Source organism: Paenibacillus sp. FSL R5-0486 (genome assembly GCF_037975155.1).
Lineage (GTDB): Bacteria > Bacillota > Bacilli > Paenibacillales > Paenibacillaceae > Paenibacillus > Paenibacillus amylolyticus.
In genome coordinates this window covers 5,988,108-6,015,098 of record NZ_CP150237.1, presented here as the reverse complement: position 1 = coordinate 6,015,098, position 26,991 = coordinate 5,988,108, and the positions used below count along the sequence as shown (strand labels likewise).

28 protein-coding genes and 1 other annotated feature are annotated in these 26,991 nt (G+C 46.2%); of the genes, 17 read left to right on the top strand and 11 right to left on the bottom strand.

Translation table 11 applies throughout. The annotated features are described in order from the left end of the window. Positions 1-53: 53 nt before the first annotated feature. From gnd to yunB, 3 genes are all read left to right on the top strand, one after another. Positions 54-947, top strand: a complete 894-nt coding sequence (gene gnd, locus MKY01_RS26625) for a phosphogluconate dehydrogenase (NAD(+)-dependent, decarboxylating) (RefSeq protein WP_017692367.1) — start codon at positions 54-56, stop codon at positions 945-947. Positions 948-1,033: 86 nt separating this feature from the next. Continuing rightward, positions 1,034-1,678, top strand: coding sequence for a fructose-6-phosphate aldolase (gene fsa / locus MKY01_RS26620; protein ID WP_036605718.1), 645 nt, complete (start codon positions 1,034-1,036; stop codon positions 1,676-1,678). A gap of 263 nt (positions 1,679-1,941) precedes the next feature. Continuing rightward, entirely contained in the window at positions 1,942-2,820 is an 879-nt protein-coding gene (gene yunB, locus MKY01_RS26615; RefSeq protein ID WP_127548160.1) for a sporulation protein YunB, read from the top strand. Between the two features lie 88 nt (positions 2,821-2,908). Here yunB and MKY01_RS26610 read toward each other — a convergent pair whose 3' ends face one another. Then, a complete protein-coding gene (locus MKY01_RS26610; protein WP_127548162.1) occupies positions 2,909-3,979 on the bottom strand; it encodes a peptidoglycan DD-metalloendopeptidase family protein in 1,071 nt (356 codons plus the stop codon). Positions 3,980-4,221: 242 nt separating this feature from the next. Here MKY01_RS26610 and lipA point away from each other — a divergent pair, with 242 nt between their 5' ends. Next, positions 4,222-5,121, top strand: a complete 900-nt coding sequence (lipA, locus tag MKY01_RS26605) for a lipoyl synthase (protein ID WP_017692371.1) — start codon at positions 4,222-4,224, stop codon at positions 5,119-5,121. A gap of 14 nt (positions 5,122-5,135) precedes the next feature. Continuing rightward, entirely contained in the window at positions 5,136-5,555 is a 420-nt protein-coding gene (locus MKY01_RS26600; RefSeq protein WP_235200693.1) for a YutD-like domain-containing protein, read from the top strand. Positions 5,556-5,583: 28 nt separating this feature from the next. Here the strand turns inward: MKY01_RS26600 and MKY01_RS26595 are convergent, their stop codons facing one another. Both MKY01_RS26595 and ylbJ read right to left on the bottom strand, forming a co-directional pair. After that, on the bottom strand, positions 5,584-6,387 hold the full coding sequence (locus MKY01_RS26595; RefSeq protein ID WP_036673293.1) for an NAD kinase: 804 nt from the start codon (positions 6,385-6,387) through the stop codon (positions 5,584-5,586). Between the two features lie 104 nt (positions 6,388-6,491). After that, positions 6,492-7,745, bottom strand: coding sequence for a sporulation integral membrane protein YlbJ (gene ylbJ / locus MKY01_RS26590; protein ID WP_127548164.1), 1,254 nt, complete (start codon positions 7,743-7,745; stop codon positions 6,492-6,494). Positions 7,746-7,897: 152 nt separating this feature from the next. On the opposite strand from ylbJ, the gene MKY01_RS26585 reads away from it, so the two are divergent. The 3 genes from MKY01_RS26585 to MKY01_RS26575 all read left to right on the top strand — a co-directional run bounded on the left by MKY01_RS26585 (position 7,898) and on the right by MKY01_RS26575 (position 9,459). Further along, positions 7,898-8,062, top strand: a complete 165-nt coding sequence (locus tag MKY01_RS26585; protein WP_155984997.1) for a hypothetical protein — start codon at positions 7,898-7,900, stop codon at positions 8,060-8,062. Between the two features lie 244 nt (positions 8,063-8,306). Beyond that, a complete protein-coding gene (locus MKY01_RS26580; protein WP_036605723.1) occupies positions 8,307-8,684 on the top strand; it encodes a globin in 378 nt (125 codons plus the stop codon). Between the two features lie 43 nt (positions 8,685-8,727). Further along, positions 8,728-9,459, top strand: coding sequence for a DUF2225 domain-containing protein (locus tag MKY01_RS26575; protein ID WP_127548166.1), 732 nt, complete (start codon positions 8,728-8,730; stop codon positions 9,457-9,459). A gap of 12 nt (positions 9,460-9,471) precedes the next feature. Here the strand turns inward: MKY01_RS26575 and MKY01_RS26570 are convergent, their stop codons facing one another. Together MKY01_RS26570 and MKY01_RS26565 are read right to left on the bottom strand one after the other, a co-directional pair. Further along, positions 9,472-9,705 (bottom strand): hypothetical protein, encoded by a 234-nt coding sequence (locus tag MKY01_RS26570; RefSeq protein WP_017692378.1) that lies wholly within the window; start codon positions 9,703-9,705, stop codon positions 9,472-9,474. Next, the gene (locus MKY01_RS26565; protein WP_282320257.1) at positions 9,702-9,872 is read right to left on the bottom strand and encodes a YycC family protein; all 171 of its coding nucleotides are present in this window, start codon (positions 9,870-9,872) and stop codon (positions 9,702-9,704) included. The genes MKY01_RS26570 and MKY01_RS26565 overlap by 4 nt, the downstream gene beginning before the upstream one ends. A 118-nt stretch (positions 9,873-9,990) precedes the next feature. Here MKY01_RS26565 and MKY01_RS26560 point away from each other — a divergent pair, with 118 nt between their 5' ends. Together MKY01_RS26560 and MKY01_RS26555 are read left to right on the top strand one after the other, a co-directional pair. Then, entirely contained in the window at positions 9,991-11,790 is a 1,800-nt protein-coding gene (locus tag MKY01_RS26560) for a M3 family oligoendopeptidase (protein ID WP_339284230.1), read from the top strand. Between the two features lie 275 nt (positions 11,791-12,065). Next, positions 12,066-12,476, top strand: a complete 411-nt coding sequence (locus MKY01_RS26555) for an O-methyltransferase (protein WP_282320259.1) — start codon at positions 12,066-12,068, stop codon at positions 12,474-12,476. A gap of 85 nt (positions 12,477-12,561) precedes the next feature. On the opposite strand, the gene MKY01_RS26550 is transcribed toward MKY01_RS26555, so the two are convergent. After that, the gene (locus MKY01_RS26550) at positions 12,562-12,795 is read right to left on the bottom strand and encodes an alpha/beta-type small acid-soluble spore protein (RefSeq protein WP_047841310.1); all 234 of its coding nucleotides are present in this window, start codon (positions 12,793-12,795) and stop codon (positions 12,562-12,564) included. A gap of 205 nt (positions 12,796-13,000) precedes the next feature. Then, the gene (locus MKY01_RS26545; protein ID WP_315371211.1) at positions 13,001-13,975 is read right to left on the bottom strand and encodes an aldose 1-epimerase; all 975 of its coding nucleotides are present in this window, start codon (positions 13,973-13,975) and stop codon (positions 13,001-13,003) included. 245 nt (positions 13,976-14,220) lie between these two features. Next, positions 14,221-14,489, top strand: a binding site (T-box leader). Between the two features lie 74 nt (positions 14,490-14,563). Between MKY01_RS26545 and trpS the strand changes: the two genes are divergently transcribed. Next, entirely contained in the window at positions 14,564-15,556 is a 993-nt protein-coding gene (gene trpS, locus MKY01_RS26540) for a tryptophan--tRNA ligase (protein WP_036605729.1), read from the top strand. 114 nt (positions 15,557-15,670) lie between these two features. On the opposite strand, the gene MKY01_RS26535 is transcribed toward trpS, so the two are convergent. Then, positions 15,671-15,871 (bottom strand): hypothetical protein, encoded by a 201-nt coding sequence (locus MKY01_RS26535; RefSeq protein WP_017692385.1) that lies wholly within the window; start codon positions 15,869-15,871, stop codon positions 15,671-15,673. 120 nt (positions 15,872-15,991) lie between these two features. On the opposite strand from MKY01_RS26535, the gene MKY01_RS26530 reads away from it, so the two are divergent. Continuing rightward, positions 15,992-16,210: an alpha/beta-type small acid-soluble spore protein gene (locus MKY01_RS26530; protein WP_017692386.1), complete on the top strand. Its 219-nt coding sequence runs from the start codon at positions 15,992-15,994 to the stop codon at positions 16,208-16,210. Between the two features lie 116 nt (positions 16,211-16,326). On the opposite strand, the gene MKY01_RS26525 is transcribed toward MKY01_RS26530, so the two are convergent. Next, the gene (locus MKY01_RS26525; protein WP_036605731.1) at positions 16,327-17,307 is read right to left on the bottom strand and encodes a metal-dependent hydrolase; all 981 of its coding nucleotides are present in this window, start codon (positions 17,305-17,307) and stop codon (positions 16,327-16,329) included. 435 nt (positions 17,308-17,742) lie between these two features. Here MKY01_RS26525 and MKY01_RS26520 point away from each other — a divergent pair, with 435 nt between their 5' ends. Further along, entirely contained in the window at positions 17,743-18,354 is a 612-nt protein-coding gene (locus MKY01_RS26520; RefSeq protein WP_036605732.1) for an SCO family protein, read from the top strand. A 74-nt stretch (positions 18,355-18,428) separates the two neighbouring features. Here MKY01_RS26520 and MKY01_RS26515 read toward each other — a convergent pair whose 3' ends face one another. Together MKY01_RS26515 and MKY01_RS26510 are read right to left on the bottom strand one after the other, a co-directional pair. Continuing rightward, positions 18,429-18,776 carry a toprim domain-containing protein gene (locus tag MKY01_RS26515; protein WP_036605733.1) on the bottom strand — a complete coding sequence of 116 codons (348 nt, stop codon included), beginning with the start codon at positions 18,774-18,776 and terminating at the stop codon, positions 18,429-18,431. 563 nt (positions 18,777-19,339) lie between these two features. Then, a complete protein-coding gene (locus tag MKY01_RS26510; protein ID WP_127548174.1) occupies positions 19,340-20,515 on the bottom strand; it encodes an MFS transporter in 1,176 nt (391 codons plus the stop codon). A gap of 190 nt (positions 20,516-20,705) precedes the next feature. Between MKY01_RS26510 and MKY01_RS26505 the strand changes: the two genes are divergently transcribed. From MKY01_RS26505 to MKY01_RS26490, 4 genes are all read left to right on the top strand, one after another. Beyond that, the gene (locus tag MKY01_RS26505; RefSeq protein WP_174806458.1) at positions 20,706-21,188 is read left to right on the top strand and encodes an ATPase; all 483 of its coding nucleotides are present in this window, start codon (positions 20,706-20,708) and stop codon (positions 21,186-21,188) included. 18 nt (positions 21,189-21,206) lie between these two features. Continuing rightward, on the top strand, positions 21,207-22,352 hold the full coding sequence (locus tag MKY01_RS26500) for a transglutaminase domain-containing protein (protein WP_036605735.1): 1,146 nt from the start codon (positions 21,207-21,209) through the stop codon (positions 22,350-22,352). Positions 22,353-22,457: 105 nt separating this feature from the next. Next, complete coding sequence (locus MKY01_RS26495) at positions 22,458-24,497, top strand: penicillin-binding transpeptidase domain-containing protein (RefSeq protein WP_127548176.1); 2,040 nt, start codon at positions 22,458-22,460, stop codon at positions 24,495-24,497. A 396-nt stretch (positions 24,498-24,893) separates the two neighbouring features. Then, on the top strand, positions 24,894-26,843 hold the full coding sequence (locus MKY01_RS26490) for a penicillin-binding protein 2 (protein ID WP_164783271.1): 1,950 nt from the start codon (positions 24,894-24,896) through the stop codon (positions 26,841-26,843). Positions 26,844-26,991 lie beyond the last annotated feature (148 nt).

The following is a 26,991-nucleotide window of genomic DNA, read 5'->3' as shown; positions in this document are numbered from 1 at the left end:
AATTTTGAACGCAAATAAAAATTAAACATTGTTCATAACAGGAGGATTTTGAAATGAAACTTGGACTTGTCGGATTAGGAAAAATGGGATTGAACCTGGGTAGAAACCTGATTGATCACAAACACGAAGTGGTTGCTTTTGACCTGAACGCTGAAGCAGTAAATGAAATGAAAGAATACGGCGCTGAAGGCGTATCTTCATACGCAGAGATGGTGGCTTCACTCGAATCCCCACGTGTATTGTGGATCATGGTCCCTCACAACGTGGTAGATGCTGTGCTGGCTGAAGTGAGCCCATTGTTGTCCAAAGGCGACATCATTATTGAAGCGGGTAACTCCCACTACAAAGAATCCATCCGTCGCTACGAAGAGATGAAACCTAAAGGCATTCACTACATGGATGCAGGTACATCTGGCGGTATGGAAGGCGCACGTAATGGCGCATGTTATATGATCGGTGGAGACCCAGAAGCTTGGGCAATCGTTGAACCGGCATTCAAAGATACTTCCGTGGAGAATGGCTACCTGTATGCTGGTAAAGCGGGCAGCGGTCACTTCCTCAAAATGGTTCACAATGGTATCGAGTACGGTATGATGGCATCCATCGGTGAAGGTTTTGACGTATTGGAGAAAAGTGGATTTGATTTCGACTTCGAACAAGTAGCACGCGTATGGAACAACGGTTCCGTTATCCGCTCTTGGTTGATGGAGCTGACAGAACGTGCCTTCTCCAAAGATGCAAACCTCGATGAGATTAAAGGCGTAATGCACTCTTCCGGTGAAGGACGTTGGACGGTTGAAACGGCATTTGACCTTCAAACCGCTACACCGGTTATTGCGTTGTCCTTGCTGATGCGTTATCGTTCCCTGGAAACAGATACATTCACAGGTAAAGTGGTAGCAGCATTGCGTAATGAATTTGGCGGTCACGCTGTAGAGAAAAATTAATTTTATATATAACTGTTAACATATGATGAGAATCGGGTAATGACTTATATCGTGTTTACGAATTCATCAAGTGGAGGGAACATATCATGAAATTTTTCTTGGATACAGGGAATGTGGAAGAAATCAAACGGATCGAACGTCTGGGTCTGGTGGATGGAGTCACGACTAACCCGTCTTTGATTGCCAAAGAAGGTCGCGTATTTAAAGAAGTCATTCAGGAGATCTGTGGCGTTGTTAAAGGCCCGGTCAGTGCTGAAGTCATCGGTCTCAAAGCCGAGGATATGTTGAAGGAAGCTTATGAAATTGCAGAATGGGCACCGAATGTAGTCATTAAATTGCCGATGACCGAAGATGGGCTGTACGCTTGTCATGAGTTGACGCAAAAAGGGATCAAAACCAATGTAACGCTGATTTTCTCCGCAGCACAGGGTCTGATGGCGGCGAAAGCCGGTGCAACCTACATCAGTCCATTCGTTGGTCGCCTGGATGATATTGCGGTGGATGGTATGAAATTGATTCGTGATCTGCGTCTGATTCTGGACATGTATGATCTGCCTTCCGAGATTATCGCAGCAAGCATTCGCAATATCAAACATGTAGAGGATGCAGCCCTTTCCGGTGCGCATATCGCCACCATTCCGGGTTCGCTTCTCCCGACACTTTGGAAACACCCACTGACGGACAGCGGGATTGAACGTTTCCTGAAAGACTGGGAATCTGTTCCGAAATAAAAGGATAGACATGGCCTGAATCTTTGGGTGGTCTGAACATAAAACCTTTTGCCTTGCAGAGTAATCTGCGGGTGAAAGGTTTTTTTATCTCTGTTTATGTAGTTTCCGATTCGAGGTTAGTTTAGCCAATGAGGAGTACTTGTCCCTTTCATGTTGTTGTTACTTTTTATCCAGTGTCCATGTGCTGTCCTTCTTTTTCGGGACAACGGTGCATAAGGTTAACATATAGCCTATAGCTCATCCCGTAGGGGAGGGACACTTCGATGATGAGAAGAAAATGGCGAAGCCGGAGACGCCGTAAGCCGCCAAGCGGCAAACGCAAAATGTGGTTGATCATTTTATTGGTCACCGCGTTTTGTTTGATGCAGGGCTTTGCTTATGTGGATAAAAAGATGAAGCCCCCCATCATGCACTTGGCCAAGATCAGAGTGAAGCAGATTGCGACCGAAGCGATCAACAAGGCGATTACAGCACAGGTTGCCGATGGCAAAACCAACGAAGGATTGATTGACTGGAAGACGGATACCGCCGGGAAAGTGTCCGGTTTCATGCTGAACTACAATGAGCATATGCGAATCACTGCAAGTACGATGAATATTGTGCAATCTACGTTGCAGAATGTACACATGTTAAAAGAAAAAATCCCGCTGGGGCAGGCGCTGGGCAGTCCGGTGTTGGCTTCATTTGGCCCGAGTATACCGGTTCGTATTGAGCCCCAAGGTGCTGTCAAAGTGGATCTGAACACCCGTCAACAGAATGCGGGTATTAACATGATTTTGGTGGAAGTGTACATTCACATCATTGCTGAGGTCGCGGTCGTGGTGCCCTTCGACATGGAACCCGAAACGGTCGATACGGAAATCCCGATTTCCTACCTTTTGGTTGTCGGGGATGTGCCAATGTATTATTACGATAATCAGGGCAAGCCAGTGGGCAGTAACGGCAGTAATGCCCCAGCTATTGCGCTGCCATCAGGTCATACGGGTGTATCAAGCGGTAATGGAGTAACTACGAATCCCCCTGGCCAGAATCAGCAACAGACGCCGTCAGACCATTTGCAAGGGAATGAACTTGAAATTGAGCCGGATGATCTGCCTGATGTGAATGGGGGATTGCAGCTCAATAAGGACGCGCTCCCATGATACACACAAATTTGAATTGCAAAGCAAAGAAAGGGGCCTCTATTAAAGAGGTCCCTTTTTCGCTTTGCTGATCGTGCATATCCTCGTCTCACTTGCTTTTCTTGCTCTTTTGTTTGCGTTCATCCTGTTCCCAATGTTTCAGCTGTGGATAAGGATCAAACGACCATTCGTGCAGTCCGCTGTCGCGATAGATCCCATAGTGCAGATGTGGAGGGAATTTGCCCTGTGTTCCAGGTTTCCCGTAACCCGAACTGCCAACCCAACCTACGACCTGACCGGGGATCACAACTTCACCGATGCGTGCACTTTTGTCAAAACCCGAAAGGTGGGCGTAATAGTGATAATGATTGTTCAAATCACGGATTCCGATGCGCCAGCCACCAAACGGATTCCAGCCTTTGATTTCCACGACCCCGTAACAGGTACTGCGCACAGGCAGGCCATGTGGAGCGAAAATATCTGTTCCCTCATGAATGCGATAACCGCCCCAGCTTCTTTTTGTCCCCCAGGTACTGCGATAGGAGTAGTTGGTTCCGAGCGGGACCGGAAAGGCATGTCCGAATAGATCCAGATTGTCAAAATGCTCATATAACTTCGCGAATTGCTGTATCCGTTGCACAGCACGGGAGTTGTGATAATATTCCCACAAGGCAATGTTGAAGTCCTCTTGTTTGTTTCCGTAACCTTGAATAACAGAAGCCATGCTGTACAGCACATCCTGATCATTGTTGGCATCCGCTATACCGTCTCCTGAACCATCACGTCCATATCCTTTGAAAAAAAGAATGGATTCCGGATGTTGATCCGTCTCATCGGGATTTAGCCATCCTCTCCAGGCCGGAGGGGTCATGAAGATACCCGTAAGCCGCTCCGGATGCTTGCGATCCTTTGGATGTGCACGAGTAATCGTTCGTTCATACTGATCAATGGCAGCAAGCCTGTACCAGGGAATCTGGGTCATCTGACCAATGGTTTCATATAAATGGCGACGTGCAGCGAAAATTTCTGCGGGTTTTAACTCGGCAGCCTGTGGTTTGGGAGCGGCCTGGGCGGGTTCACCGTAAACTTCAACAGGCAAGAATGGGAGAAGCAGAGTACCTGCAAGTAATGTTTTGATCCAAAAGCGGTACGTGTGCCTGAAGGTCAAGCGTTGTTGCACTGGGAAGCAACCCCTTTCCATTAGAATGATACAAGGTACCCGATGAACCAAGCTAAAGGTTAGCGTTCTTCAAAAGTTCTCATTTTATCCATGTAAGCTCTTGGGGGGGGAATCCAATTATACAAATTGTCCATATCGGGCATGAATGCACAAGATGTGACAAATGGGGGTTTTTCCAGCGCTTTCATGGTATAATATGTTCCGAGCAACAGCCTAACTTCAGTAGAAAGAAGGTTTATGCATTGGCTAAACGTGTTAAAGAACCGAAGCCGGATTGGATTCGGATCAAATTGACAACCGGCGATAACTATCAGGAAATGAAAACGATGATGCGTTCCAAAACGCTGCATACGGTATGTGAGGAAGCACGGTGTCCGAATATTTATGAATGCTGGGCCAATCGAACGGCCACTTTTATGATTTTGGGCGACATTTGCACAAGGGCATGCCGTTTTTGCGCGGTGAATACAGGCTTGCCAACGGAGCTTGATTTGCAGGAACCAGAACGTGTGGCGGAAGCAGCAGAGCAGATGAATCTGCAACACTGCGTAATTACAAGTGTAGCCCGTGATGACCTGAAGGATGGGGGAGCTACGATTTTTGCAGAGACCGTGAAGGCCGTAAGACGACGGTTGCCATTGTGTAGCGTTGAAGTACTCATTCCAGACTTTCTGGGCGATCGGGAATCTTTGCAGATTGTAATGGATGCCAAACCTGACATTCTGAATCACAATATTGAGACGGTTGAGCGGTTGTCAGACAAAGTGCGTGCCAAGGCGAAATATAAACGTTCACTGGAATTGCTTGCTCGTGCCAAAGAAATGCAACCTAACATCCCTACGAAATCAAGCATTATGCTTGGTGTAGGTGAGGAATATAATGAAATTTTATCAACAATGGATGATCTTCGTGCGGTGAACTGTGATATTATGACGATTGGTCAATATTTGCAGCCATCGGAGAAACATCTGTATGTTGAAAAGTATTATCCGCCAGAGGAGTTTGCTGCATTGAAACAGGAAGGATTAAAACGTGGGTTCAGCCACGTCGAATCCGGCCCGATGGTACGCAGCTCCTACCATGCGCATGAACAGGTGAAATCGGCTACCAAACATGCTGAACAGGCGGCAACACACGCGTGATGGAGGATACCGGATTGGAAGAAGAAAAAATCACAGAACAGATTCAGGACCAACTTCAGGAGCAGATCCAGGAGCCGGTTCAGGAATCAGTTGTTGAATCAGTTGAGGAAAAGCCCAAAGAACCGGTCATTGTACAGATCGGCGGCAAAAATTATGAAATCGTCCAGAACCACAAAGAGGGCTGGAATCCAGAGGTTTTCCGTGATCGTTACAGTGAAGTGCTGGAGCGTTATGATTATATTATCGGAGACTGGGGTTATAGCCAGTTGAGGTTAAAAGGTTTTTACCGTGATAACCATCCAAAAGCAACGAAGGATTCCACGATTGCCAGTATGGTGGATTATATCAATGAATATTGTAACTTTGGCTGTGCGTACTTTGTGCTTCAGAAGAGCAAGGATCAACCTCAAGCCAAAGCAAAAAGCGGTTCCTGAGAAGGACCGCTTTTTTGGTGTGTTTATTTTAGTCAAGAAATGCCGTGCGAACCCGGTTCCAGAATGGATAAGGGCGGAAACGTGCGAAACTGACCTTGTGACTGGATACCTGACAACGGACGGAGATCAGATCCTCCACCATCACATTCACATGATCAATCGTCATCAATAACCGCTGATCCTTGCGGGAGAAAATATCACAATGATGATGCTTGGGCAAAATAACCGGTGAACCAAGTGTACGATAGACCCGGTTATTAATCGATGCAATCTCCGCAATCTGAATCGCCTCGATGGTTGGATGAACCATGGCACCGCCAAGGGCCTTGTTGTATGCCGTGCTGCCTGATGGCGTGGATACACAGATGCCATCCCCACGGAACATCTCAAATGTCACATCGTTAATATCGACCTGGGCTACGACGGTACCGTCTACACCTTTTAACGTAAATTCATTAAGGGCGATGTAAGAGGAATTCCCCGACTTTTTACGAATCTCAAGCTCCAAGAGTGGGTATTGTACAATACGTGGTTTGAGACGCTCCGGATCTCCCTTGCCACTCATCAGCCTGACTAACTCCCGTAATTCTTCCTTCTTCCAATCGGCGTAAAAGCCGAGATGGCCTGTATGAACCCCAACAAAAGCAATATCCGGAATACGGTCGATGAAATTGTGAAATGCCTGTAGCATCGTACCATCGCCCCCGATGGAGATAACAATCTCCGGCGATTCTGCATCCAGCTTGAACCCTTCTTCCTTCGCCAGCGCGTGAAACTGCTGACTGAGATCAATCGATAACTGGTCTCCGCGGTCTTGAACATAGTATCTCAAGATGAAAGCTCCTTTGTGGTCATTATACTACCGATGATAATCAATTCCGCGGAAGAACACAACGTTTGGGCGCATATTCAGTTAAATATAGATGAATCGTTCACTTATTTTTTGGTATGTCGTCTAGGCTTGAGAATGGAACTTAATATCGCAAGGAATAACAACAACACGATGAGGCTTACAAAAACAATCATTCCGGATAAGAAAATCAGTCCCCAGTCCGGTGTATACGTTGATAACGATGGGATGAAACCGGGCTCCATGAGAACGGGTGAAGAGGAACGTCCCATCATGGGTGTCCACAAGAGCAGGACCAGCACAGGTGCGATTAGCGCATGAATGGCTCTGGCAAATAGAAAGGGACCATATCTCATGGGTGTGTTGCTAAGGACACTCATAATCTGTGCATGGACGGATAATCCGCCCCAGGAGAGAACAAAGGCTGCTGCTGCTACTTTATAGACGAGAGGGATGGATGCCCCGGCACTCCCAGCCTCTTTGTTCCCCAGCGTTACTTCAAATAGTCCACCGACCAAGCTAGGAGATAAAGATGGAGGCAGTCCGCTATGTCGTAACAATTGCTCGGTTATGCCGTATAATCCGCCAAGCCAACCGGTCTGGACAAGCAGCTCCATCATGACCGAGAAGAATACAACCAGCCCTCCTACGATAATAATAAGGCGAAGGGATGAGGAGACTGCCTGGCGCAGCAGTTCACCAAATGCCCGTCCGTCAGCTTTTCTTGCTTCGTGCATCGCATAGATGGCCCGGACCAGTCTGTTTCTAGGTATCTCCTCCGATGGAGATCCAGAAGAACTGTCTGGGTGTGAGCCTTTGGCTGTACCCCCGTGAAAACGCATGAGCATACCCACCAGAAAAGCTGCAGCGTAATGGCTCGCAACCAATACTGGAGCAATGGCGACATTATGGAAGAACCCAACCGATACCGCTCCAATCATGAAGATCGGATCGGATGATGTAGTGAAGGCAACGAGCCGTTCTCCTTCTTCCCGGGTAACCAGCTTTTGTTCCCATAACTGAGCGGTCAGTTTCGCCCCTGTAGGATAACCGGATGCACAGCTCACGGCAAATACAAAACCACCGCTTCCGGGAACACGAAACAATGGACGCATCAGTGGATTCAGCAAGGTACCTAGAAAATGAACAATGCCAAAGCCGAGCAGCAGCTCGGACAGCACCAAAAAAGGAAAAAGGGAGGGAAACAATACGTCCCACCAGATGGACAGTCCACGTACACCTGCATGCCAGGTTTCCGCTGGATACAAGACCATTAACACACAAAGGATCAGGAGAGCGAGTGTGACCAGGACATGGGTGAGTCGTTGTGAAGCAGCCATGAATTCTTCTCCTTTATATTTGGAATGGTCGGTGTGCAGAAGTCTGTGATGTTATTGCCATCAATATATGAAAAAAAGTGGACAAACAGTACAAAATTATACGCAGAAAGCGCTTGCAAAAGTGGCTGTGTTTTTGAGTGATGTGTGCTAAAATGAGAAAAACGCCTGAACGTCACCTAATTGTCTCCAAGGTGGAATTCAATTCGGATGGAGTGATGATCATGAGTCTTGTCACCGGAATCCTGGTCTGTGCTTTTGTATATGTGATACGTGCCTCGCTGGTACGCTCTGAGGAAGAGGACTGGCGGAGTTATTAATGAAATATCTAGTGCGCCAACCCAAGCGGTTGGCGCTTTTTTTGTGTTATGTTTCGAATAAGGTCCTATATACAGATGGCAGGTTACATGTCCTGATGATTTCATGTTATATAGGACTTTTTGGTTTTTTTTGATAGAATGGAGATAAAGGCTTTTGTGGCCTGGATATTGTTACTGTTTTCACAATGTTCACGGAACGTGTAATATATGGAAAAATTCGACATCAGAAAGGGGAATCAGACGAATGAATCCCAGTTTGAGTATTTATGATAATCTTGGCGGTGAGAAAGGTGTTCGCGCACTGGTCGAGGCTTTCTATCCGATCGTTCAGCAGAATGAGCAGCTGGCTCCGCTTTTCCCGGAAGATATTCAGCCGGTCATCGACAAGCAGTATATGTTTTTGTCTCAGTTTTTTGGAGGACCAGGGCTGTTTTCCGAGGCGTTTGGACATCCGATGATGCGTGCCCGTCATATGCATTTTGAAGTGACGGTTGAACGGGCTGAGGCTTGGCTTGCATGTATGGATCAAGCCTTAACACAGATTGGTGTGGAGGAGCCCTTGCATTCGTTTATCCTGCAGCGTTTATCCGGGCCTGCACATCATTTTGTGAATACACCGTAGATCCGAATATGATTATAAGCGTACGGGAGAGGGATGGAAGAGATTGGAATTAGAGCCGCTGTATAGGGTGAAAGTGACCTGCCATTATTGCGAAACCGAGTATGAAACCTCACGGGTAAGACCGAGTTTGAAAAGGCCCTACCGGACGGATTCGGATTTTTGTGCTTACTACAAGCTGGAGAATCCAGATTTTTATGTGGTTCGCATCTGTCCGCAGTGCGGGTTTGCCACGACGGAGAACGCAACGGAGCATTTAAATGATGCTCAGCGCAAGGCTTTTAAGGAACAGATCGGTAACCGCTGGGTTAAACGTGATTATAGCGGAGCACGAACATTGGAACAGGCGTTGGCAACGTACAAGCTTGCCTTGCTGTGCGCACAGGTTATCCGGGAGAAAGATCGTGTCGTCGCTGGTCTGCTGCATCATATAGCTTGGTTGTATCGTTATATGGAGGACCATGCACAGGAACATCGTTTTCTTGAATTTAGCCTGGAAGCCTATGTGAAGGTGTTCGAACGTGAAGGAACGGGTGGCAATGAAGCCAAACTGTTGTATTTGCTCGGGGAATTGAACCGCAGGGTAGGACGGTTTAATGAAGCAGTGCAATGGTTCAGCAAGGTCATTCATGACAAGCGGATCACAGATGCGGCCATGATTCGTGCTTCAAGGGAACAGTGGGCCGTGCTGCGTGAGCAGATGATTTCAAGTAAGTTGGAACTCCCTGAAGAGATGCTGGAAACAGACAAAGAGGCTGCAAAGCGCAGCCCCCTCTAGGTTGATCTTACATTAGTTACGGACAGGACGGCTGGATAACAAATAGTCACTGTCGTTGTCGATCACGGTCATGCTTGTATTACAGCAGGGAAAGACCAGTAATTTCTTTTTGCCTTCGCGAATGAGCACAAGCTCTTTGGGTTTGAGGGGGAGCAGCACGTTGCTTGCGTGACAGTAGGGACATTGCTGTACATAGATGTCTCCCATCACAATATCGTAAGGCCAGCTGTTCTCAAACGGAATCATTCTTGTTGGCCTTCTGGTGCGGAAGGTTTGGAGGTTTCTTGTTTGGCGAGTTCCGCAATCTTCTGCATCAGGATATGTTGGGGCATGTGCATCAGGTGCTCCAAAGGTACGCCCAGGGATTCTGCTAATTTGACGGCTGTATCAGCCGATACTTGTAAAGGTTTCATACGTTTACCTCCTGAAGGTTGCTATAAGTATTTCTCTAGTATAGAGATATGGCTGACAGAAAACCAGTTTTTAATTCAATCCTAACCATCCAATTTATAGAGAGAGGTGCCTTATTAAATGAAAACGCCATTACACCCCGTATGGGACCTGGAGTCCATTTTTAGTGGAGGTTCTTCCTCCGAGACATTTGCTGCGTATCTGATTGAACTGGAAGAGGATGTACGTAAACTGCAACATCTGTTGAACGAAACAGCTGCACCGACTTCATTAGAAGAGACGGCTGCATTTGATCCGATTTTGGAACTGCTGCAAAGCTGTTATATCCGCATATCGGAAGGATCTGCGTTTGTATCCTGCCTCTCATCGCAAAACCAGAAGGACAAAAAGGCAACGCAGCTTCAGGGCGCCATCAGTTCTATTGCAGCGATGCTGAACGGCAGCAAATCGAAGTTTGATAATACACTCAGTCAGACATCGGATTTGGTGTGGGACGCTTGGGTTGCTCGGGAAGATATTCAGCCGCTGGCATTTGTACTGAACGAGAGTCGCACGCTGGCTCGTGAGAAGCTGTCGCCTGAACTGGAAGGCCTTGCACTGGATCTGGGTGTGGATGGTTACCATGGTTGGGGCAAATTCTATAACACGATTGTCAGCAAGGTGAACATTCCATTTGAGCAAGATGGGGAAACGGTGATGCTCTCCGCAGGACAGGCTGCCAACAAGCTGAGCGATAGTGATCGGAATGTACGCGAGACGGTATTCGCAAACTGGGAGCAAGCTTGGACTGATGTCGAAGATTTCTGTGCTGACACGCTGAATCACCTCGCGGGATTCCGTCTGAAGTTATATGAGAAACGTGGCTGGGATGATATCCTCAAAGAACCTCTGGCCATCAACCGGATGTCACGTCAGACACTGGATACGATGTGGGATGTGATTAATGGTGCCAAACCTGCACTTGTTCAATATCTGGAGCGCAAGGCAGAACTGCTGGGGGTAGACAAGCTCAGCTGGAGCGACGTAGATGCACCTGTAGGTAAATCGAGTGGCAAAATCACTTACGATGAGGCAGCCATCAATATTGTTGAACAGTTTGCCAAGTTCAGTCCTAAACTTTCCTCGTTTGCAGAGATGGCTTTTGAGAAACGCTGGATCGAAGCAGAAGACCGTCCTGGCAAGCGTCCAGGCGGATTCTGTACGTCTTTGCCACTTAGCAAAGCAACCCGAATTTTCATGACCTTCTCCGGGACACCATCTAATGTGTCGACTCTTGCGCATGAACTTGGGCATGGATATCATCAACACATTATGGAAGAGTTGCCTGCATTGAATCAACGTTATGCGATGAATGTGGCTGAGACAGCGTCCACGTTTGCTGAACTGATTGTAGCAGATGCCCTGGTGCAGGCGGCAACAGATGAGCAAGAGAAGCTGGCTTTGCTGGAAGACAAGATACAGCGAAGTGTGGCTTTCTTTATGAACATCCATGCCCGGTTCCTGTTTGAGAATCGTTTCTATGAACAACGCAAAAAAGGTCTTGTCAACGCGGATGAATTATCCAAATTAATGGTGGAGGCGCAGCAGGAAGCGTTCTGCGGTGTACTTGCATCAGATCATCCTCATTTCTGGGCATCCAAACTGCATTTCTATCTGACGGGTGTGCCATTCTATAATTTCCCATACACGTTCGGTTATATGTTCAGTGCGGGAATCTATGCGAGAGCACAGCAAGAAGGAACGGCATTTGCAGATAAATACGATGATTTGTTGCGGGATACAGGGCGTATGACGGTCGAAGAACTTGCTCAGAAACATCTGGGTACGGACCTGACACAACCGGAATTCTGGCAAAATGCTGCGGACTTGGTTATTGCCGATATTGAGCAGTTTCTGCAGATGACAGCAACCGAAAAATAGGTTAAATATATATGAAAAGGCTGTAATTCCGTGTTAACAGACACAGGATTGTAGCCTTTTTTTTGTACAGAATCCTCATTTTCGATTCTCGAAGATTTTGTCGTAATTAATTGAAAAAGCTCAGTTTAAGGGAGCGGAATGGCAATTAATTGTGCAAATCATAGTTAGAAATACCCAACTTTTCCGTTCTTTGTTGAATGAGCACATATGATGTCATATAATGAGTCGTAAGTCCTTGCTGTATAGGACTATAAGCATATAAGGAGAGTGTTAATATGAAAATTGATGAGCTTTCATTAGCGAGACAGTTGGATCTGGTATTCAAAGAACTTGATAATGAGTTATCAGGGTTAGATTCAGGGGTAGTTTTTGTGCAAATACGAAACAACGTAATTGGGAAGTTCGGTATTCGACATAATCCGATAGCTGGACGAGATGGGCAGATGGATGTGGAGGAAGGGGGGCTAAACGTAACCCAGAGAACTTCTTTCCGGGCGATGGCGCTGGAGACGTTGAAATTCAAACGTAATTGGACGCATGGCGAAATATCGTACGACTTCACAGTAAGACAAGGTATGATTTTGGTAGATGCAACGATGGAGTCTAATTACAATATGGCGAGCCTGATGATTCGTTACCCTAGAACCAATACATACAAGGATTCAGATATGGAGTCGACCTCCTAATTAGTTGCACAAGAGAAAGCGGCACTTCCGAAGAAGGCCGCTTTTACTTTTGGATTCTGCTTAGGCTCAAGCAATAATTACGAGCTTACGAACGACCCGATAATTGCTGCTCAGCGATTTGCACCAGACGTTTAGTGATGTATCCACCCAGAGAACCTGTCTCACGGGAAGTATAGTTACCGTAGTAACCATCTTGTGGAATAGTTACACCCAGCTCTTGAGCAGCTTCAATTTTCAATTGTTGCAATGCTGCTGTTGCTTGGGGAACGACCAGGTTGTTGGAGCGGCTACCGCTACCTTGGTTTTGACTTCCGTACATATGTGTCACCTCCTTATGGGTTGGTGATGTTAGTATGGTTAGAGAATACGGAAATATACATGATATGGCGTCAGGGAAAATATGGATAACTATCAGTGCACAGGACACATAAAAAAGCCGACCCAATGCGGGTCGGCAAGTTGTATTTGGATATCAAAATATAGGGTGATATGCGTAAAAGCAAAGTAGAGCATGATCAGCTCGCTTAGTCTGTAGGAGGTATAACCTCAATACGTGTAAATAACTCAACAGGCTGTTCCGGTTCCAAGCGAATCAACCCGGTTTGTTCATCCGATAAAGCCAAATTAGGTGCATCCGGGAGCCAAGTGTACGGTTCAATGCACAAGAACTGATCGGATTCACCTTTGGTAAAGAGAACCCAATGTTTGAAAAATGCTTCATCTGCTGAATATTTCAATGTATATCCATCTTGCCTGCGTAAGTAAGCCGTAGCCGGTTCACCTTCGGTAGCTTTCAACAGGGTATCCCAGTTACGTCCCTGCAAATTGATGCCTTCGTTCAGAGCAGACCATTCACCCAGGGATTCCAGTTCACCTGTCGGTAGTTGTTCTTCATTCTGTCCGTATATTCCGGAAACAGGAAGTTGCAGTGTCCAGTCGGCAGGTTTGCCGTCTAACAAAAACCATGTATGATATCCCATCCCAAAAGGAGCAGGCGTTGAGCTCAGATTGGTGACTCGCAGACGCTGGCTAAATACAGCGTTTTGCAGACTGAACGTCATCTCAAGTTTTAGGGGAATCGGGAATTGGGCCATCCAATGCTCTTCATTTTTGGTCAGTAATTCAGTCGTAATTGCACAGCCGTCTTCATCTTCCTCAATGTCACTGACACACCAGGATTGGGTACGGTGGAGACCGTGAATATGGTTGTCATTCGCCGTGTTCTGATCAAACTGGTAACGAACGCCTTCATATTCGAATTGTCCACGATGAATGCGCCCTGGTGGAATCAGGAGAGGAACGCCAAAATGGTACGGCTTCTGCAGATAAAAGGCAAGATCGTCTTCATCCGGACGGCGGACGACATCTCTGTCCTGCACTAAATCGCGAATAGAAATAATATTATTTCCAAGACGCGGCAGCAGGGTGATTTCCAATTCACGGCTATGTAGGATATACGTGTCGTAACCATTCCATTGGCCTTTGGTCACTTGTTTCATATCGATGCTCCTTTTCCCACTTGAAATCTGTCTGCAAGCAGTTGTGATGAAGCTACTGCTACAGGCGTGTCGTTGTGTACATGCCAGCTATTTCCTGCGCTATTTTGTGTGAAGTAGGCAACAGGATAAGCAATTCCATCATAACAGATTTTGATGTCTCGGGTAAAAAAGTTCAACTCATTTTGACATTCACGCCTGTGCGCATTAAGATGGAACTCTGAAAGCATTTATTAGAATTAAATGACATGAAATCGATGACAGGGATAAGTAGGCCAAGAGAATCCTCTCCAGAAAGCCGGTGGTTGATGTGAACCGGTGTGAGCTCTTTACCGAATGGACCCTTGAGTGTAGGTTTGAACAGGTTAAGCCAGAGATGGGCTTGCCCCACTAGAGTCTGCCGTATAATCCACGTTACGGAACAATGAAGGCATTTCTTCAGCTTGACTTGATTTCAGGGTCAGGAGCAATCGAAGAAAAGCGAATAAGGGTGGCACCACGGTCTCACGTCCCTTGCGGATGTGGGGCCTTTTTGCGTTCGCAGAGAATGGCAGGAGTTTTTTATATACAATCAGGGAGGCGTTATGTGTAATGAAAACAGTACTTTCAGGTATTCAGCCAAGCGGTAAGCTCACATTGGGTAACTATATTGGTGCAATCAAAAATTTTGTAAAACTCCAGCATGACTATCAATGTCATTTCATGGTGGTTGATCTTCATGCCATCACCGTGGCTCAGGAGCCAGCAGCATTGCGTGAACAGTCGGAAGCGGTAGCTGCGCTGTTTATTGCAGCAGGCATTGATCCGTCGAAATCTAACGTATTTCTGCAATCCCATGTACCGCAGCACGCGGAATTGGGCTGGTTGATGACAACGCTGACCTCCATGGGTGAGCTTGAACGCATGACTCAGTTTAAGGATAAATCATCCGGTAAAGATTCCGTTGGTGCCGGACTGTTTGTGTATCCATCATTAATGGCGGCTGATATTTTGTTATACAATGCTGACCTTGTACCAGTAGGTGAGGACCAGAAGCAGCATCTGGAACTGACACGTGATCTGGCAGGACGTTTTAACCACCGTTATGGGGAGTACTTCACCATTCCAGATCCGTATATTCCGCAGGTGGGTGCACGGGTAATGTCACTTGATGATGCCTCTTCGAAAATGAGCAAAAGTAACCCTAACGCTGGCAGCTATATTGCCCTGCTGGATCCGCCGGATGTGATTCGCAAAAAAATCAGCCGTGCCACTACAGATTCGGGACGTGAAGTCGTATATGATCCGGCAAACAAACCGGAAGTCAGCAATCTGATGAGTATTTATGCTGAATGTGCAGGTATGACGCTTAAGGAAGTAGCTGAGCGTTATGAAGGCAAGATGTATGGTCCGTTCAAAAAGGAACTGGCTGAAGTGGTTGTATCTGTGATTGAACCGCTGCAACAACGATATAATGAGATTCGTGAGTCTGGCGAATTGGCGGATGTTCTGGATACGTCAGCCCGTCGTGCAGAAGAAGTTGCTGCTCAAACGTTGGATGCAGTGAAAGAACGTATGGGATTTGTTCCGAGACGTAAACAGTAGCCCTGAACAAGATCTTCATTTCATGCAATGAATAGTTAACATAAATAAAGAGGAGCCCTATTGAAGGACTCCTCTTTATTTGTGCGTTCATTATTGAACTATCAAATGACTTAATCAAGAAGTGGGCTCTGAAGCAGCCGAACGAACTTCCTGACGTTCTTTTTTGGCACGAATCACAAATCCCCAGCCAATGTTGGCAATGGACAGGACAAACAGTAGTGCAGCAAACCAACCGGAGTAGGAGATCATAATTGCTGAAACCGTTAACAAGATAATCGAAGAGAATGCGAACCATAAAGACAAGCCTTTACTCATTGGGAAAAACCTCCATCTACAAATTTAGTAAAACTCCGTATAACCTGTAGCCTACGAGCCATAATAATCTTGCAAGCTTGCAATTACATTACAGACACAGATTGAAGGGAGATTATAAATATGGCTCAAGGATCTCGTTCTAACAACTTGGTGGTACCTCAGGCAAATTCAGCACTGCAACAATTGAAAATCGAGGCTGCACAGGAACTGGGTGTAACTATCCCACAAGACGGTTACTATGGTAACTACACTTCCCGTGAAACAGGATCTTTGGGTGGATATATCACCAAACGTCTGGTACAAATCGCTGAGCAGTCTCTGGCTGGGTCTGGCAAATAATTTATTTTAACCAACAGCAACAAAACAGGATAAACGGAAAGCCCGGAGCGGAAACGCTCCGGGCTTTCTCGCGTATCAGTTCCTATGTCTGATTGTGCCTTGCCATGCTCACTTCGTCAAGGGCGTGCAGATAAAAGTTTTTTATCCATTTTCTCATCGCTTAACCAGCCTACATACGTATCAATCGTCTCAAAATTCCGATCCATCACAATCACAGCGACAAATGGATATTGTTTCCGGTGTCGATAACGTACATCTGCCCAGCGGACCTTGTAACCAGCAGGCAGTTCTTCAACCTCTGCCACCGCATAGGAGGTGAAATAGAGGAAGGCACTGACTTCCGGCGATTTGCGTGAAGCAGCAACGGCCGCGTGAGTAGAAGACGAGGCGTGCAGACTCCATACCAGATTAGAACCATCCATTTTACCGATCACATAACTGCCGTCCTCAACTCGTTTAACCACATGCCAGCGGTTCCAGGATATCGTTGGAATGACGATGTATCTTGCCTGCTCTGGGCTGTTGTCGAGACGTCTAACTTTTCTGACTGCTTGTGCACGAGCAATCGTTCGCCATATATAATATAAACCGGTCAAACTATACAACGTAACGAAGAGTGGTGCAGGGGCGATCAGATCAAAGGCCCATAACAGGATAGCTATGACATGTGTAGTGAATAGAAACGGATCAAAAATATGAATGATGTTCCAGGCGATCCAGCGTTCCGTAAAAGGCCGGGCGGCTTGGGTTCCATAGGTGTTGAACAGATCGGTGAATACGTGAAAGCCTACGGCCACAGCGGTCCAGGTGGCAACGTGTCCAATAGGGACACCAGGGAATATCAGTGCAATGACGCCGGTGATGAGCAAAACCCATAACAGGAGAAATGGCAGAGAGTGTGACAAGCCCCGATGATTCCGAATGTAAAGCGAATTGCTTTTGAGACGTAACGCAGTATCAATGTCAGGGGCCTGGGAACCGGCGATCGTGCCAACCATTACCGCAGCTGCAAGCATGGGACTCGCCGCGACGACAGGATCGACATAAGCCAGACCGGCTAGACCAATCCCCATGACAAAATGTGTAGAGGTATCCATAAACGTCTCCTTTGTGTGGTATATCGTTCTAAGGCATATTACTTCTCTATCTAGGTGATACCCATATATAGTGTATAATATCCGTTTGTCAGGATGCAAAACATCCCTAATTTCAAAGTTATGACAATTTCCTGTGCCATACCCAATAAATGTACGTAGTTTGTCAAACTATTTTGGCATTTCCTATGATAAACTTTATATCGGATACAGTGAGAAAATCGCCAGAGAACGTACGATACTATTCGAATGATATACAATGCTAAAATAATTTATGGGCATTGTTCCTTTAAACCGTTACAATAATATAGAATCTCATAAAAAGTAGGTTTCTTTGAATACATATGTCACAGTAGATGGATAAAGCGAAACGGACGTGATTTTGGATTCACATATGTATGCGTATTCATAAGAAAAGATGCAGAAGGGACGAGGAAGATGCTGAAAAAGTACAAATGGACATGGATGCTGCTCGGGCTCGCACTGATTATGGCTGTGTATCTGATGTGGGGCACCGTATTTGCCAGTAAGGAAAAATTACCCGAGATTCGTGAAATCCAATCCTTTTCTATGGAAAATGTAGATGGCAGTACAGTATCGCTGGAGGATACTCAAGGGAAAGTCCGCTTGTTCTACTTTTATTTCACCAGTTGTCCGGATGTCTGCCCTATTACGACCTTTACGTTATCCCAGGTGCAGGATCTGTTGAAAGAGGACGACACCTTTGGTAAAGATGTCTCATTTGTATCTATTTCATTCGACCCGAAAGTCGATACAAGAGAGAAGATTAAGACGTTTGCGGACCGCTTCCACGCGGATTATTCCGGATGGTACTTCTTGCGAGGGGATATGGACAAAACAAAACAGTTCGCCAGGGAATCATTCCAGATCCTGATCGATGGGGAGAGTAAGGATGATTTTGCCCATATGAATATGATTGGTCTGGTGGATGAGAACAACCAGCTACGCAAGGTATATAATGCATTTAATACAGAGGACGTTGTGCCTGCTGTCATTGCCGAGGATATTCGCAATCTGATTAAGGAATAATCATCTGATCATCATACTGTAAAGGCTGCCTCTGGTTGGATATCAATCCAAAGGCAGCCTTTTGGTATTTCATTTTAATAGGAAGGATGTTCAGGGTATTGGATGTATGTCTCTAACCCGGCCTTCTCCAGCTGGGCAATGATATACTCATCAGGTGTTCCTTCCACACCCGCATATCCTCGTCGTGTATACATCTGTACTGCATCCGGGAAAGCATCCCGAAGTACACCTCTAATTTTTTTGCCGGAACTGTCATTATCCATAAATAAAAAGACTTCATCATAACCGACCTGCTTGCGCAGAGTCTCCAGCTTGAGGGAATTAAGTGTTCCAAACGTACATAGAATGTTGATTTCGGGTCCAACCAGACGTTTCAGTTTGCTTCGGTCATTCTTACCTTCCACAATGACATGAATAGGCATGATATTCACCTCTTGTTCGAGAGCTTATGTCGACATTCCCCGGGAAATGTTGCAGCGAAAATCGACTGATTATATAAAATGGACTCCTTTCTTTACACGACTGCTAACTGGTTAGAACAAAACATCAAGTTTGAGGTCTTATTTCATAAATGCATCATTAGGTCAGTAATAGCTTTAGTGGCCGTTCCGGTTACGGATCGTTCTTCCGATCGCTGTTGTCTCCATATATTTCTGATTTGCTTTTATAAAGTTAATATTTGGAGACAGCTTATGCTTTCGAAGCAGCTTTCTTACAGAAAGCTTTTAGGCGAACGCTACCGCTTCTTCAAAATCGATTCCGTCCCCTTCACTACTTTTGGCTAATTGTTCAACCTTAATGATCTTCAATAAGATAAAACCTTCGGTGATTGTAAAAGATAGATTTCCCAGTTAGCTTTTATTAACGTGTAAAACGTTAGTCCATTTTATATAGTTTAGCTGTAAATGGGGGAATGATGCAAAGCTAATGAAAATACTGGCCTAATTGATGCCATTACGGTAAGGACACAGAGTCTGATCGGAATTTAATTCAATATACTTTTCGGATCGGACAGGGGAGCTTCGCGTCTGGATGTATAGTATGGAAGCAGCAACATACCAATCATTAACAAAAGAAACGCGATGAAATAGGGTGATAACCCGACACGAAGTTGCCCGGCTGTGATGGGGCCGATGAAAGAGCCGATGGAGGTGGCAATGGATTGCAACGAGAAAATGCGGCCCAACTTGCTTCCTCCGCTCAGACGGATAAATAGGGTTGCCATAGCTGGAAAGATGATGCCTTTGGACATCCCAAGTACAAATAATACAGTAGACAACGGAACTTGCGGAATGGCTGCCATCACAAAAAAACACAAGGACATTAACAGCACGCCCGCAACCAGACGCAGCTTGGGGGAATACCGGTTGAGGAATAACATGCTGAGTGTGAAGAGTGCCCCAATACTTATTATAGAGAACAGCAGTCCGGTAGACATGATGGACGATTGTCCTCCGCCCCGCAGGGGTAATTCGAAGAAGAGAATCCCTTGGGCACAGGCAATCACCAGAGGCAAGGCGAAGTATCGCCAGGACACCGGCAGGAATGCGCTTGTGGCATCTGCTGGTGAAGCGTCAGGTTTAGCAGGTACCGTTACTTTCTCATGCTGTTTGACGATACCACGAGGCATGGTCATGAAAGCAATGACACCTGTGAGAATAAGCAGATAGCCCAATCCTGAGAATGTAGCAGAAAATCCCATGGAACCCACAATGATCGCACCGGCTGCTGGTGATACGACAGACGCGAGGGTATGCACTACCCCGTGACCCGACATATACTTCCCCTGTTTCACCGGATCGCTGGATAACTGTGCAAGCAGAGCGAGACATGCAGGAGACAGGAAGGCCAGTACAAAACCGCTGATGGAACGCAGCGCCAGCAGTTGCCATGGTGTCTGGACATAGGCTTGCAGGAGCAGGATGAATCCTGCACCGAGCAGACTGAATACAATGTAGCGGCGACTGCCATGTTTATCGATTTGTGTTCCAGCAATCAGATTGCCAGGAAGATGTGTTAAGGAATAGATGCCCATCATCCAGCCAATGAAAGTAGGGGCGGCTCCCAGCGAGATGGCAAAAGGGGTCAGAATCGGATACTGGGCGTGCAAATCAAATACGGCAAGGAACAAAAACAGGTATAGCCAGATGGCCGTTTTCACATAAGCCCCTCCTTGTTAAGCGATGCATGTTCAAACTACAGGTCTTGAACGTGTTCCCCGTTCGCCCGGCAGAACCTCATGGTACTACTTGTACGCCCGGCGGGACGAACTTAGACCGTTTATTTTTAAGGGAGAGGGCTTAGCTGACAGCAGCTTCGGAAATCATGTATAATATTCGGGAGTGTTACGAATGAATTCTAATACGGAAGGTGTAGTCATGAACATAGAAGTAATCAAAGAGTTTGTGATGCAGAACTGGCTGGTGATCGTGGTTGCATTGATCATATTGTTCTTTGTTCTAAATGTGGTCAAAACCGTATTGAAATGGGCGATTGCCATCATCATTATTGCGGCTCTACTGATATACAGCGGCATCTCCATTGATCAGATCAAACAGACAGTGACAGACGTACAATCCAGCACGATGGACACATTGAAGAAGGAAGCAACCAGCATGATGCTTAAGGAGGCTTCCAAAGCGAAATACGTCAAAGGACAGGATGGAGCGTTCACCATCACAAGTCCCAATGTGGAGATTAAGGGCAGAACTCAATCGGATAAAGTTGATGTGACCTTCCGCGGAATTTCACTTGGCGAATGGAAACTCGACAATGAAACTATACGTACGTTTGTCGAACAGGCACAGGAGAACAAAACAGCACCAGCATCGTAGTAAAGGGGGAATCGGTACGTGCTGCAGAATTGGCTGGACAGCCTGAAGGAATTGAATGGCATCACGATTATGCTGTTGCTGATTGTGGCTGCTTCATTATTGCAGGGTTGGTCCAGAGGGGCTTCGCGTTCAGCAGGCAGACTCTTTGGGTTCCTGATGGATGGCATTATGGCGGTCATTGGTATTCTGTTGTCGATCGGTTTAACGTTGTGGCTTGCGCCATATGTACAGCAGTGGCTGTCTGAGTATGCTTCAGCCATGCCTAACCGTGAGTTGAACCGGTGGGAACAGATGTATTATACGTTGGTTACGGCGATTGCAGATTTTCCGCTGATGCGGTTCGCTGTATTATTTGTACTTAGCTATGGACTCATCCGACTGATTCTCGGGTTTCTCTCTTCATTTATTTTTAGTAGCAGGCAGAGGTCAGCCGAGGAAAGTGCGCCTAAAGGTATGTTTAGTCGCTTGACGGGTGCATTCATTGGCACGATCATAGGCTCCGTCCGCGGAATGATTGTCATCGCAGTTTTGTTCATGATTGTCAGTCTTTACCCTGGAAGCATGTTCAGCCGATATGTGGAAGCATCCCCGATCTATATGCAAGGGGCCAAATCAGTCATCGAACCGTTGTCCGGCACGTTCATTAAGGACAAGCTACCCGTATTTACGCAGGCTGTGCAGAAGGAACTGGGCGGCATCCTGCAACGCAAATATGAAGTCATCGACCACAATATTCCGACGGATATTGAATCTGCAGCGAGTGAGATTGTCAAAGGCCAATCGACAGATGAAGCCAAAGCAAGAGCGCTTTACGACTGGGTAGGTTCACGTATTCAGTATGACTATGGTAAAGTGGATGACTATGAGCAAAAGGGCATATGGCATGAACAAAATCCACAGAATACATTTGATACACGCAAAGGCGTATGTATTGATTATGCCCGTCTTTATGCCGTGATGGCCCGTTCACAAGGACTTGAAGTCAAAGTTGTTACAGGACTTGGTTATAACGGCCAGGGAGGGTACGGTCCGCATGCGTGGAATGAGGTGTATTTGAGTGGTTCCGAGAGCTGGGTTCCGCTTGACCCGACATGGGCGATCAGTGGAGACTGGTTTAATCCTCCGAATTTTGCCGACACCCATCTAAAGGATCAATCAGCTTAGCAATACAACGGACATGGGTCCGGAATATGACGACGTTGCCAGGTTATCATGCCGCGGAGAATCAGTTTGAGTGGTATGCATCAAGTCATGAAAGAGGTAGGATGGATGAAAAAACATTCCAATGAGAAGGATGAACTTACGGACAAACGGCGCTTCAGTTACCGAATGAACGTATTTTTCTTCGCTTCCTTTGTTATTTTTAGCGTTATTATTGTACGCTTGGCCTTTTTGCAATTCGTGGAAGGGCCTGAACTTAGCCAGGAAGAAGCAAGTAACATTACCAAGGATGTACCACTTCCTCCTGTGAGAGGCACGATCTATGATTCTACAGGTGAGGTGAAGTTGGCTTACTCCAAGCCCATTCAGTCTCTCTACCTGACACTGTATAAAAACTATGGGGATGTTGATGGGAAACCGAGTCCTAACATAGGGGAAGTGCAGGATATTGCAACCCGGTTGCATGATGTGTTTGAACAGTACAAGCTGAAGGACTCAGAGCCACTTACGATGGAGAAAATTATTGAAGAGATGGACTTGAACTCCCGCAAAGCGAACGGTTTTATGCCACGTCTGATCAAGAGTGATCTGTCCGAGGAAGAAGTTGCTTATTTCCTACAGCACAAGGACGAGTTCAAAGGTATTCAGATCGTCGAGGAGAGTGTACGATTCTACGATCCGGATACGGTAGCGGTTCAGACCATCGGTTATCTGAAGAAGTTCAGAAGTTCGAAGTCCTTGAACAAATACAAAGAGGTGGACGAGGCCAATAAAACGCAAACGGATCCGGGCCTGGTGTATACAGAGAACGAATTCGTTGGTTTTGATGGACTGGAACTGCAATATCAGGATGCTCTCCGCGGCAAAAGCGGATATACATCCGTTGATGTTGATTTGCGTAATTTGCCTGAAGGTGTAGCAGGCTCTACCCCGCCGCAGAAAGGGTACGACCTGATTTCCAGCATTAACAAGAATGTTCAGGTGAAAACAGAACAGGCCATTCTGGATCAGTTGAGTTGGCTTCATCGGAATCCGGTTTCCGGTAAATTGCATCCGAATGCAAAGACCGGATTTGCAGTTGCAATGGAAGTGGATACCGGGAAAATCGTATCTGCTGCGAGTATGCCGGATTATGATACCAACGTATGGAGAACTGGCGGTATAAGTTCTGAAGATTACGACAACATAAAATATATTTATCAAAATGGTACCATTCGTGGATTCCCGCCAGACGATTCAGGTAAACGGGCGGAATCTGTTGTATTGCTTGGTTCTACAATTAAACCGCTTAGTGTATTGATCGGTTTGAAAGAAGGTTTCTTCACTACAAATACCGTATATTCAGATAGAGGTTCAACGACCTTTGGTGGAGACAATCGCAGAGTGCAGAATTCATCAGGGCATGTGTATGGTGCAATGTATCCTCGTGATGCGATTCGTCATTCCTCGAACGTGTTCATGATTGACGAAATTGGTAAAAAGCTTTACTCCAAGTATGGTGCAAAGGGTGTCGACGTGTGGGACGAATACATGGAGAAATTTGGGTTAGGTATCTCCACAGGTGTTGACCTGCCTAATGAATATCTTGGGCGCAAAGAATATGGTAAGGAGAGCATCGAGAGTTCTTTGACCAAGCTGGTGTATGCCTCCTTTGGTCAACAAGGAAAATATACAACGATGCAGCTTGCTCAGTACACGACAATGCTGGCGAACAAAGGAAAGCGGATGGAGCCACAACTGGTTAGAGAGTTCCGGGATTCTGAAGGCAACGTGGTCGAGAAGGTAAAACCGAAGGTACTCAGCACGGTAGAGTTTAACGATGCCTACTGGAATGAAGTGCAACGAGGCATGGCCACCGAAGTTTCGGCATTTAGCGGATTCCCTTATGACTTTGCCAGAAAAACAGGAACATCGACACAGGTAGTAGGTGGCAAACCCGTTGATAATGGGGTGTTCATTGCCTATGCACCACGTAATAATCCAAAGCTTGCTGTCGCTGTGGTTATCCCCGAAGGGGGCTTTGGTTCCAGTAGTGCGGCTCCGGTTGCACGTGCGATCTTCGATGCCTATGACGAGGAGTTCGGTCTCGACGGTGTACCGAAAAAGGACAAAAATAAAGATTCAGATTCGGAATCAGGCACACAGTAATGTGAGGCATTGGTTACAGAGGGGACCCTTCGTGGGTCCTCTTTTTTGTTTTTACGTGGAGAATGGATTGTAAGAGTGAACTAATTCGTTGCATTAATATGTAACCATATGAGCTGTACCACGTTTATATAAGGGAAGGGTAAACGCGATCTGGAGAGCGGGACAACGTTGATATGTCAGTGTTTACATTGAAACCGGTAGATGGGGTAGTGTAAAAGTTCTGTTTACGAAAATGTAACCAAATATTGAAAGACGTGACAGCTAACCTTTGGTAGACTTGTATGAGAAAGGATTAAAAATCGGATTGAACGCGTTCACAAGACGGATTAAATATTTTATTTTTATAGAGGAACGGGAGAGGCTTAAAACATGTTTAACCGATTGAGGAAGAAACCCATGACTGAGGAAGATACACCCGTCAACAAGCCTTCCACCGCAAGGCTGAATCTGTTTTTTTTCGCGGCATTTGTCATATTCAGTATCCTTATTTTCAGATTAGCCTTTGTGCAGTTTGTGGAGGGTCCTGAACTGACGTATATGGAAACGAGTCGTAATACCAAAGACATTCCACTCGCACCTGTTCGTGGTCCCATCTATGATGCGACAGGGGAAGTCGCGCTCGCTTATTCCGAACCTGTACAGTCCCTGTATGTGCTGTTATATGAGGATTATCGGAATGATGAACGTAGACAGGAAGCAGAGGAACTGGCTCATGATCTGGCGGCTGTGTTTAAGCAGTTTAATCCAGGGGACAAAGAGCAGCCGGACGGGGAAGAGATCATCAAACGATTGGATCTGGATTACCAGAAAACGTTTGGGTATGTGCCGAGGCTTGTGAAGTCGGATCTATCGACCAAAGAAATTGCCTTTTTCATGGAGAAAAAAGCGGAATATCCAGGCGTTATGGTGCTGGAAGAAAACATAAGAAAATATGACCCGGATGGCGTAGCGGTTCAGGTTGTGGGTTACACAAGAGAGTTCAAGCGAGCACCAGATTCCATTGCCAAATATAAGGCCATCCGTGAAGGAGCAAGTACCCAGCGTGATCCAGGGCTTGTCTATCATGAGGAAGAGAAGGTTGGCTTCGATGGGCTGGAGCTTCAATACCAGGAAGAACTCCGTGGACGAAGCGGTTACCAATCCATTGATATTGACGCACGTAATCTGCCAGATGGAACGATGTTACAAACTCCACCTGAGAAAGGCTACAGTCTGGTCTCCACCATTAACAAGGAAATTCAGATGGCCGCACAAGAGGCGATAACGGACGAATTGCGCAGACTTCCGAAGGCAATTACCGGATACGCAGTAGCCATGGAAGTGGATACAGGTAATGTGGTGGCTATGGCAAGTATGCCGGACTATGATCCGAACGATTGGGATTATGACAAAATCAAATATGTGTTCCGGAATGGAACCACCGAGTCGTTCCCACCGAATGATGCCAAGCCTAGTCGGGCGGAATCCGTTGTACTTCTTGGATCAGTAATCAAGCCGCTAAGTGTGCTGATTGGATTGAAAGAGGGATTATTTACAGCAGGAGAGACCTATCATGATCAGGGATATGCGGTTTTGGGAAAAGACGGACGACAAGTGAAGAACTCGCATTCTGCATATAATGGTTCTATTACGGCGAGAAGAGCGATTGAGAAATCCTCCAATGCCTTCATGATTGATATGGTGGGTAAACGTTTGTTACGTAATTATGGCTCAGAGAAAGGCATCGATGTCTGGCACAAACACATGCAGGAATTTGGCTTGGGTGTGTCCACTGGTGTAGATCTGCCTAATGAATTTCTGGGTAGGCTAGAATATACTAATGAAGACGAATCAGCTCTAACACGTTTGGCATTTGCCTCATTTGGGCAACAAGCCAAGTACACTACGATGCAACTCGCACAATATACCACCATGCTTGCCAATAAGGGCAAGCGCATGGAACCACATCTGGTGAAGGAAATCCGTGACGCGGACGGCAATGTGGTGAAAGAGATCAAACCTAAGGTGCTTAATGAAGTTGATTTTGCCGATGCGCACTGGAATGAAGTGCACAAAGGAATGGTTACCAAAGTAAGTGCATTTGACGGTTTCCCTTACGATTATGCTCGGAAAACAGGAACATCAGAGCAGGGAACCGGACCGAACAAAAAAGAGAATGGTGTATTTATTGCCTTTGCACCACGAGATAATCCAAAGCTTGCTGTCGCCGTTGTTGTACCGGAAGGTGGATTCGGATCAGTCAGTGCTTCACCAATAGCACGGAAAATTTTCGATGCATATGATGAAGTGTATGGTCTCGATGGAACGCCGAAAGGTAAGAAAGGCGAAGGGAAAGACAAAGAGTAATGCAAAAGAACCTCGCGGAAGTTAGCTCTTTTAACATCACATCTAACAGGTTAATGAAGTGAACAACATATGAATTTGGACAGGCAGGGGAAATAATCCCTTGCCTTTTTTTTTGGCTTCGGATAAAATTTGCACAAGGGAAACATTA